The sequence below is a fragment of the Amycolatopsis kentuckyensis genome (assembly GCF_002155975.1).
Lineage (GTDB): Bacteria > Actinomycetota > Actinomycetes > Mycobacteriales > Pseudonocardiaceae > Amycolatopsis > Amycolatopsis kentuckyensis.
Genome location: NZ_MUMI01000350.1, coordinates 1 through 9,144 on the forward strand (window position 1 = coordinate 1; position 9,144 = coordinate 9,144).

Here is a 9,144-nt window from a genome sequence, read left to right on the forward strand (position 1 = left end):
CCGCGGCCGAGGCCTACACGCGCAACCTCCGCTGGGAACCCGTCCCACCCGGTCTGCGGCTCGAAGAACTCCGGTCCGGGGAGCGCGCGGACCACCTCCTGTTCGTCCTCGCGACCGGGGCGCGGCCGGCGCGCCGGACCGAGGGCCCCGAGTACTTCGGCTTCCTCGACGGACCGCCGGCGATCGATCTCGACCAGGTCCATTCCGTGGTCCGACGCGAAACCGGCCGCGAAGAGGTCTACCTGCGCCAGGGACTGTGGGCCCGGTCGAACCGGCTCGACGACTCCTTCGACCGGCACCTGCCGCTCAGCGCCGAGGAGGTCGAGCGGATCACCGCGCGGCTGCCGCGGTCACGCTGCTTCCTCGTCCACGACGGGCGGAGAATCCCGCGAGCGGTGCTCCACCTCGACGGCGAAACCGCGCGCGTGTTCGGGCGCGACCTCGAATGGCGGACCGCCGACCTGCCCGGCGAGGTCGCCGGCCACCGGACGGTCCGGGAAGTCGCCTCCGGCCGCGAACTCGTGGAAGCGTTCGAGCTGGCCCGGCAGGTGCGCGAACACCGGCAACGCCACGAATGGCAGGGTGCCAGGTACTTCGGGATCTACGGCACGCTCGGGGAGGCGTTCGACATCGAGGCCACCCGCATCCTCGTCACCCAGTCGGACGGCTGGGGCGGGGAGCGCTACGCCGGACAGGGCCGCTGGGAACCCACGCGCCTGCTGGACGACATCAGCCGCGGTCACAGCTACGACCGCCAACTCGCACTCAGCCCGGCCGAAGCGCAAGCGATCATGAAGCGGCTCGGCTGAACTTGTACGGCCCGTATACGCGCCCGGGTTAGCGTCGCGGGCCATGTCGAACCAGTGGAAACTGCTCTCGCTCGGCGTGTTCGCCGCCCTCGCGGCCACCACGGTCACCGCCACCGACGCCGCCGCGGATCCGAACACCTACTACGTCGACCAGGCCCTCGGCAACGACAACGCCGCCGGGACCCAGGCCGCGCCCTGGAAGTCACTCGCCAAAGTCGCCGCCACCGAACTGAAACCCGGGGAAACCGTGCTGCTGCGCCGCGGCCGGACCTGGACCGGCGGGCTCAGCGTCTTCGGCAAGGGGTCGGACACCGCGCCCGTGACCATCGGCGCCTACGGTGCCGGCGCCCGCCCGATCGTCCAGGGCAACGGAGAAGCCTGCATCAACCTGCCCGGCGACTACATCACCGTGCAGGACCTGCAGATCGGCGTCGCGGCCGACGCCGGGCGCTGCTCCTGGGCCGGCGTCGAGGTCGGCGGCGACCACGACAAGGTCCTCTCGAACTACATCACCGGGGCCGGCGCGGGCGTCTACATCGCCCCGAGCGCCGACGGCACCGAGGTGACCCAGAACGACCTCGTCGACAACAACCACATGACCGTCGTGACGCCGGGTGGCAACGACGACTCCGGCGCGTTCGCGATCCTGGTGCAGGGCAACGGCTCCGACATCGGCTGGAACCGGATCAGCGGGTCGATCGCCGCGAGCGAGGACTTCGGCGGGCTCGACGGCGCCGCGGTCGAGGTCTTCTGGGGATCCGACAACGTCATCCACCACAACATTTCCGAGGACAACGAGTCCTTCACCGAACTCGGCACCGACGCGAAGGACCCGGACGGCGTGTCCCGCAACAACGTCTACGAGTACAACGCGGTCTTCGGCGCCAAGACGCGCGGCGGCATCGTGACGCGCGGCGCCCAGGACGGCAACGGCCCGGTGACCGGCACCGTCTTCCGCAACAACTCCGTCCGGCTCAGCCACGCCGAGTCCGAAGGGTTCGTCTGCTACGGCGGCTGCACCAACCAGACGCTCAAGCTGACCCAGAACGTCATCCAGGCCGCGATGAAGATCGGGTACGCCGACACCGGCTGGACCGCGACCGACCACAACGTCTTCTACGGCGGCCAGCGGCAGTTCACCCCGGGCGCCACGGACAAGGTCGCCGACCCGAAGTTCACCTCCGCGACCAACCTGATCCTCAAGACCGGCAGCCCGGCCATCGGGCTCGGCGTCAAGAAGTACGCGGACATCGACGTCGACGGCAACGCGATCGGCACCCGGATCGACGCGGGCGCCTACCAGTTCACCCCGTGACGTAGCGGGTCAGCATCGCGACCATCTCGTCCTCGAGCCGCTCGGCGTCGATCGGGTCGGGCTCGGCCAGCAGGTCGTGGACGCCCAGCTCGACCGTCGCGATCACCAGGCGGGCCGCCGTGGCGGTGTCGGCGACGCGGACCTCGGGGTGACCGTCCAGGAGGGCGCGGGTGTGGCCGACCATGGCCCGCTTCACCCGGCCGACCCGTTCGAGCAGCTCGTCCGAGCGCGGGGCCTGCTCGAGCAGCATGCGCAGCAGGTGGGGGTCGTCTCGGTGGGCTTCGACGGCGAGCCGGACGAAGATCCGGAAGACCTCCTCGATCGAATCGGGCAGCGGGCCGGACAGGACCTTCGCCGCGGCCGCCGTGCCGTCGTCGAGGTGCCGGGTCAGCAGCTCGGCGAGGATCGCGTCCTTGTTCGGGAAGTACTGGTACAGCGAGCCGATCGAGATGCCGGCCCGCTCGGCGATGCGGTTGGTGGTGCCGGCGGCGTAGCCGTGGTCGGCGAAAACGTGAGCAGCCGCGGTCAGGATCCGCTGCCGGGTCAGCTCGGCGCGCACCTGCCGCGGCTGTTTACGTGGCTGGATGCGGCGCTGGTCCGACGGCACGGATCCCTCCGGGAAAGCGAGTAGTCAAGATCTGAATATTTGCTCATAATTATGCCATGACCAGCACAAATACGCTGCGCCGCGTCTCCGTGGCCGAGGTGCGGGCCCGACTCGGCGAGCCGGAGGAGATGCTCAAGGCCAAGATCGGCGACCGCATCGACTCCCACGCCCGCCGCTTCATCGCGCACTCGCCGTTCCTGACGCTGGCGACCGCGGACGCGGCGGGCCGCGCCGACTGCTCCCCCCGCGGCGACTACCCCGGCTTCGTCAAGGTCCTCGACGAGCGCACGGTCGCGCTGCCCGACCGGCCCGGCAACAAGATCGCCGACTCCTTCCGCAACATCGCCGAGAACGACGGCGTCGGCCTGCTGTTCTTCGTCCCCGGCATGCGGGAAACGTTGCGCGTCAACGGAAGCGCGTACGTCACCGACGACCCGGACGTGCTCGCCCGGATGCGCACCGAGGCGAAGGCGCCGATGCTGGCGATCGTCGTCGACGTCGCCGAGGTGTACTTCCACTGCGGCCGCGCGCTGATCCGCTCGCGCCTGTGGGACCCGGCCAGCCAGGCTCTCGCGGCGGAACTGCCGTCGGCAGGCGAGATCGCCGGCGAAAAGATGAACCTCGACCCGGCGCTGCTCGACCAGCTCCTCGAAGACGGCTACCGGAAGCTGTACTGACATGCAGAAAACGATCCTGGAACGTATCGAGCGCGTGACCGACGACGTCGTCTCGCTGGTCCTGCGCGGCGACGAAGGTCCGCTGGCCCCGTGGGAACCGGGCGCGCACATCGACCTGGAGCTGCCGAACTGGCTGACGCGGCAGTACTCGCTGTGCGGCGACCCCGGTGACCTGTCGACCTATCGCATCGCGGTCCGCCACGACCCGCTGAGCCGCGGTGGCTCGGAGTACGTCCACCTGTTCCTGCAACCCGGCCGGACACTGCCGGTTTCGCTGCCCCGCAACCACTTCCCGCTGATCCCGGCGCCGGAGTACCTGTTCGTGGCGGGCGGGATCGGGATCACGCCGATCCTGCCGATGCTGCGTGCCGCGGTCGCTTCCGGTGCCGCGGTGACGCTGGCGTACGCGGGCCGGCCGTTCGCCGCGGAACTCTCGTCGCGGTACGGAGAACGCGTGCGGCTCGGGCGCCCCGACCTCGCGGCGCTGGCCGCGGAGTTCCCGGCCGCGGAGGTGTACTGCTGCGGCCCGGCGTCGATGGTGGACGCGGCCGAGGCGGTGTTCCCCGCGGTGCACACCGAGCGTTTCGAGCCGACCCGGCGGACGTTCGGGCCGGACACCCCGTTCGAGGTGGTGTGCGCCCGGTCCGGGGGCACGATCCAGGTCCCGGCGGACGAGTCGCTGCTGGACGCGCTGAACCACGCCGGGCGGCCGGTGCCGTCGGCGTGCCGGGAGGGCGTGTGCGGCAGTTGCGAGGTGGTGGTCGTGGAGGGCGAGCCCGAGCACCGCGACGACATCGGCGCGGCGGCGGGCCGGATGTACCCGTGCGTGTCCCGCGCGCTGTCGCCGCGGCTGGTGCTGGACGTCTGAGCGATCAGCGCCGGAACTCGATCTTCGCCAGCCGGTCCGGGTAGAGGCTGTAGCGGCCGATGTCGGTCTGCGCGAAGAAGTCACAGCCCGAGGTGATCGTGCCCGACACGTCCTTCCCACTGGTCAGGTGCACCTTGACGGTGGCCTTGCCGCCCGAGGACAACGCGGGATCGGAGCGGGTGACCTCGAGCCCGGACATCTTCTCGAAGGCGACGTCCAGGCTGTCGTTCAGGTTGATCCCCGTCCCGGCGCCGATGCAGAAGCGGACCGTCGAGGCCGGGGCCTCGACGGGGTCGCCCTCCCTGGGCGTGATCACGGCGGTCGCCTCGTTCCACGGCTTGCCGCCCTGCCCCGCCGGGCCTGCAGCCGACGACGAGGGAGCCGCCGCCGCGGCGGAGGACGGGACCGAACTCGGGCCGGAGGCCGCCGGCGGCGGCTTGTCCGCGGCGCCGAGGACGCCGACCTGGAACAGGATGGCCAGCAGCCCGCCGACCGCCGTGATCACGCCCGCCACGGCGGTCAGCACACCCGGCGCCGTCTTCCAGAAGCTTCCTTCGGCCATCCCGACCCCCGGTGAGCCGTGTCCGTATCCGTCGTCTCACGAGTCGTGACGATCACCCTGCGTGTTACGGCCGATCGGCCGTATCGCCTGGTCGGATCAGCGGGGCGGCCCAGCCCCCGGCGGGTACGATCACGTCGAGGAGGCAGCGTGGGCGAACTCGGGCTGGCCGACACCAACGGCATCCTCGCGCTGCCCTGGGTCCGCCCGGACCGGACCAGCGCCGGTCTCGGCTGGGACCGCGTCTACGTCTCCCGGCAACGCGAACGGCCCTACCGCGCCGAGTTCGGGGCCGCCCGCAGCCACCAGCTGATCCTGCACCTCGACGGCCCGGTGACCGTCCGGCGCGGGGTCGGGACCGCACGCGAACAGAGCCGGCGGATGCCCGCCGGCGGGCTCTTCCTGCAGCCGTCGCACGCCGAGCTGTCCGTCGAGCTGGGCGGAGCGCTCGACACCGTGCACGTCTACCTCGCCGACGACGCCGTGCAGGACGCCGCCGGAGCGCACGCTCCCGTGCGGCTCGCCGAGGAGCTCGGCAGTCACGATCCGCTGCTCGAACAGCTCGTGCTCGGCCTCGACGGCGTCGTCCGCGACTGGGAGCCGGGCGCCCGGACCTACGCCGACCAGCTCGGCGCGCTCGTCGCCGCCCAGCTCGTGCGCCACCACCGCGCGGGGCACGTCCCCGGGCCCGAACCGGCCCGCGGCCTCTCCGACCGCCAGTTCGCGCGGGTCCGCGACCTGATGGCGGACCGGCTGGCCGAGCCGGTGCCGCTGGCCGACCTGGCCGCGCTCGCCGGGCTGAGCGTCAGCCAGTTCTCCCGCCGGTTCAAGGCACGCACCGGCCTGCCGCCGCACCGGTACCTGCTGCGGCTGCGGGTCGAGCGGGCCGGGTTGCTGCTGCGCACGGGCGACGACCCGATCGCCGAGATCGCCGTCCGCTGCGGGTTCTCCCACCAGGAGCACCTCACGCGGGTGCTGCGCGCCCAGCTCGGCACCACGCCGGCCGCGCTGCGCCGCTCGCGCTGACACACGCGCGTTTCGTGCCGTCGCGCAGCACGAACGTGCAGGACCGCGCCATTTTGCCGCCGGATACTGCGTCGCATGACCTCGTTCAGCTACGCCGCGAACCCCGTCCGGGTGGTCTTCGGCTCGCTCGACACGCTCGGCGCCGAGGCCGACCGCCTCGGGCTCGGCCGGGTCCTGCTGATCGGCCGCCCGCGCCACGGCGACCGGGCCGCGGAAGCGCTCGGTCCCCGGCTGGCCGCGCGCTTCGAAGACGCCGCGATGCACACGCCGGTCGACGTCACCGAGCGCGCGCTCAAGGTCGTCGCGGAGAACGACGTCGACGGCGTCGTCGCGATCGGCGGCGGCTCGGCGACCGGGCTGGCCAAGGCGATCGCGCTGCGGACCGGCCTGCCGCAGCTGATCGTCCCGACGACGTACGCGGGTTCCGAGCTGACGTCCGTCCTCGGCGAGACCGCCGAGGGCCGCAAGACCACGCGGAAGACCCCGGAGGTCCGGCCGGAAACCGTCCTCTACGACGTGTCGCTCACCCTTTCCCTCCCGGTCCCCGTGTCGGCCGCGAGCGGGCTCAACGCGCTCGCCCACGCCGTCGAAGCGCGGTACGCCCCGGACGCCAACCCGATGACCGACCTGCTCGCCGCCGAAGCGATCAGGCTGCTCACGGGGGCCTTGCCGCGGATCGTGGCGGATCCGTCCGAGGTGGCCGCCCGGACCGACGCGCTGCGCGGCGCCTGGCTCGCCGGGACCTGCCTCGACGCGGTGCAGATGGGCCTGCACCACCGGCTGTGCCACCACCTCGGCGGCCGGTTCGGGCTGCCGCACGCCGAAACCCACGCCGTCCTCCTCCCGTACGTCATGGCGCACCAGGGCCTCGACGACGCCGCGGAGGTGTTCGAGCTGGCCGCGTCGCTCCCGATCCCGCATTCGCTCGCCGAGCTGGGCCTCACCGAAGCGGACCTCGACGGCGAACCCGAGTTGCTGCTTCAGGCGTTGCACGGCACCCGGCCGGCCGCGCGCCCGAGCCTCAAGGCGCTCACGAAGCAGGTCGTCGACAGCTTCGCCGGGGCGCCGGACCGCGTGCGCCTGCTCCTGACCGACCTGGTCGAGACGCTGCACGGCTACGCGATCCGCACCGACCTCACGCAGGACGAATGGGAGTACGCGATCGGGTTCCTGACCCGAGCCGGACACATCACCACCGACACGCGGCAGGAGTTCATCCTGCTGTCGGACACCCTCGGCGTGTCGAGCGTCGTCGACGTCCTGACCAACTCGCGGACGCCGGACACGACACCGTCGGCCGTTCTCGGCCCGTTCTACGTGGACGGCCCGCCGGAGACGCCGCAGGGCGCCGACCTCGCGTCCGGGCTGCCGGGTACTCCCCTGTCGGCGGACATCCGCGTGGTCGACACCGCCGACGAGCCGGTCGCGGACGCGATCGTCGACGTCTGGCAGTCCAACGAGGACGGCTTCTACGACGTCCAGCTGCCCGACGTCGACGGTCCGGTGCTGCGCGCCCGCTTCCGCACCGACGCCGACGGGCGGCTGCGCTTCCGGACCATCGTGCCGAGCGCGTACCCGATCCCCGCCGACGGCCCGGTCGGGCAGCTGCTCGACGCCGTCGGGCGGCACCCCTACCGGGCCCCGCACGTGCACTTCATGATCGCCAAGCCCGGTTATCGCACGCTGATCACGCAGCTGTTCGTCGCCGGCGGCGAGTACCTCGACTCCGACACCGTGTTCGGCGTCAAGGAGGGCTTGATCGTCGACTTCAGCGAAGGACTCGACTTCACCTTCCGGATTTCAGGGAGCGACGCATGACCTACGACACCGACGTCATCGTGGTCGGCAGCGGCCCGGCGGGCGGCTCGGCGGCGCTGCTGCTCGCCACCTACGGCGTGCCCACGGTGCTGGCGACCAAGTACGGCTGGACGGCCAACACGCCCCGGGCCCACATCACCAACCAGCGGACCATGGAGGTGCTGCGCGACCTCGGCGTCGAGGACAAGGCGCTGGCCGCCGGGACGCCGCCGGAGCTGATGGGCGACACCGTGCTCTGCACGTCCCTGACCGGACCGGAGATCGGCCGGATCGCCAGCTGGGGCACCGGCGACCGGTCGGCGTCCGAATACGCGGCCGCGAGCCCGTGCCACATGATCGACCTGCCGCAGACCTACCTGGAGCCGATCCTGGTGAGCGAAGCCGCCGCGCGGGGCGCGAAACTGCGGCTGGACACGGAGTTCCTGTCCTTCACCCAGGACGGTTCCGGGGTCAGTGCGCGGTTCCGCGACCGGGTGCGCGGCGACGAGTTCACCTTGCGCGCCAAGTACCTCATCGGCGCGGACGGCGCCCGCAGCCGCGTCGCCGAGCAGGCCGGGCTGCCGATCGCCGGGCAGACCGGCAAGGCCGGCAGCATGAACATCACGTTCACCGCCGACCTCGCGCGGTACGTGGCGCACCGGCCGAGCGTGCTGTACTGGGTGATGCGGCCGGGCGCGCACCTCGGCGGGATCGGGATGGGCCTGGTCCGGATGGTGCGGCCGTGGAACGAATGGCTGCTGACCTGGGGGTACGACATCGCCCAGCCGCCACCGGAGGTCGACGCCGAGGAAGCGACGCGGCTGGTGCGCGACCTGGTCGGGGACGCTTCGCTGGACGTCGAGATCACCTCGACGTCACTGTGGACGGTCAACCACAACTACGCGACCGAGTACCGCAACGGCCGGGTGTTCTGCGCCGGCGACGCCGTACACCGGCACCCGCCGTCGAACGGGCTGGGCTCGAACACGTCCGTCCAGGACTCGTACAACCTGGCGTGGAAGCTCGCGATGGTGCTGCGCGGCGAGGCCGGCGAAGGGCTGCTGGACAGCTACAGTGCCGAGCGGGCGCCGGTGGGCAAGCAGATCGTCGACCGGGCGAACCTCAGCCGTGACCAGTTCGGGCCGATCTTCGCCGCGCTCGGCATCGCCGGCGACACCGACGCCGACGGCATCACGGCCGGGCTGGAAACCTGCCTCGCGCCGACGGCCGAGGGGGCGCGGAAACGGCGTGAGCTGGAGAAGGCGATCGAGCTCAAGCACTACGAGTTCAACGCGCACGGCGTCGAGCTGGACCAGCGGTACGTGTCCGGGGCCGTGCTGCCCGACGGCGTCCCGGCTCCTCCCGACCGCGATCCGGAGCTGTTCCACCGGCCGAGCACCGAGCCGGGCGCGAAGCTGCCGCACGCGTGGCTGGTCGGGCCGCACGGCCGCCGCCCACGAGGTCCAAAGTGGACACGCGGCGGCCG

9 protein-coding genes are annotated in these 9,144 nt (G+C 71.8%); 7 read left to right on the plus strand and 2 right to left on the minus strand.

The window, feature by feature from the left end:
• Positions 1-809: hypothetical protein (locus tag CCN39_RS50320; RefSeq protein ID WP_158104565.1), on the plus strand; the 809-nt coding region annotated here is incomplete at its 5' end.
• 43 nt (positions 810-852) lie between these two features.
• A complete protein-coding gene (locus tag CCN39_RS30605; RefSeq protein WP_086847834.1) occupies positions 853-2,124 on the plus strand; it encodes a right-handed parallel beta-helix repeat-containing protein in 1,272 nt (423 codons plus the stop codon).
• Here the strand turns inward: CCN39_RS30605 and CCN39_RS30610 are convergent.
• Positions 2,114-2,731 (minus strand): TetR/AcrR family transcriptional regulator, encoded by a 618-nt coding sequence (locus CCN39_RS30610; RefSeq protein ID WP_208630456.1) that lies wholly within the window; start codon positions 2,729-2,731, stop codon positions 2,114-2,116. The two genes, CCN39_RS30605 and CCN39_RS30610, sit on opposite strands and share 11 nt — an antisense overlap.
• 56 nt (positions 2,732-2,787) lie before the next feature.
• On the opposite strand from CCN39_RS30610, the gene CCN39_RS30615 reads away from it, so the two are divergent.
• Positions 2,788-3,408 (plus strand): MSMEG_1061 family FMN-dependent PPOX-type flavoprotein, encoded by a 621-nt coding sequence (locus CCN39_RS30615; RefSeq protein ID WP_167455226.1) that lies wholly within the window; start codon positions 2,788-2,790, stop codon positions 3,406-3,408.
• 1 nt (position 3,409) lies between these two features.
• Positions 3,410-4,276, plus strand: coding sequence for a PDR/VanB family oxidoreductase (locus CCN39_RS30620; protein ID WP_086847838.1), 867 nt, complete (start codon positions 3,410-3,412; stop codon positions 4,274-4,276).
• Positions 4,277-4,280: 4 nt separating this feature from the next.
• Here CCN39_RS30620 and CCN39_RS30625 read toward each other — a convergent pair whose 3' ends face one another.
• Positions 4,281-4,838 (minus strand): hypothetical protein, encoded by a 558-nt coding sequence (locus CCN39_RS30625; RefSeq protein WP_086847840.1) that lies wholly within the window; start codon positions 4,836-4,838, stop codon positions 4,281-4,283.
• Between the two features lie 147 nt (positions 4,839-4,985).
• Here CCN39_RS30625 and CCN39_RS30630 point away from each other — a divergent pair, with 147 nt between their 5' ends.
• The 3 genes from CCN39_RS30630 to CCN39_RS30640 form a co-directional block, all read left to right on the plus strand.
• Positions 4,986-5,861: a helix-turn-helix domain-containing protein gene (locus tag CCN39_RS30630; protein ID WP_086847842.1), complete on the plus strand. Its 876-nt coding sequence runs from the start codon at positions 4,986-4,988 to the stop codon at positions 5,859-5,861.
• A gap of 75 nt (positions 5,862-5,936) precedes the next feature.
• Positions 5,937-7,679, plus strand: a complete 1,743-nt coding sequence (locus CCN39_RS30635) for a maleylacetate reductase and hydroxyquinol 1,2-dioxygenase domain-containing protein (RefSeq protein ID WP_086847844.1) — start codon at positions 5,937-5,939, stop codon at positions 7,677-7,679.
• On the plus strand, positions 7,676-9,144 hold a 1,469-nt coding region (locus CCN39_RS30640), incomplete at its 3' end, for an FAD-dependent oxidoreductase (protein ID WP_086847846.1). The genes CCN39_RS30635 and CCN39_RS30640, both read left to right, overlap by 4 nt.

Bases quoted from the DNA above. Each gene is read 5' to 3' on its own strand.
- CCN39_RS30605 (WP_086847834.1), top strand. From the start codon at position 853: ATGTCGAACCAGTGGAAACTGCTCTCGCTCGGCGTGTTCGCCGCCCTC.
- CCN39_RS30615 (WP_167455226.1), top strand. From the start codon at position 2,788: ATGACCAGCACAAATACGCTGCGCCGCGTCTCCGTGGCCGAGGTGCGG.
- CCN39_RS30620 (WP_086847838.1), top strand. From the start codon at position 3,410: ATGCAGAAAACGATCCTGGAACGTATCGAGCGCGTGACCGACGACGTC.
- CCN39_RS30625 (WP_086847840.1), bottom strand. From the start codon at position 4,838: ATGGCCGAAGGAAGCTTCTGGAAGACGGCGCCGGGTGTGCTGACCGCC.
- CCN39_RS30635 (WP_086847844.1), top strand. From the start codon at position 5,937: ATGACCTCGTTCAGCTACGCCGCGAACCCCGTCCGGGTGGTCTTCGGC.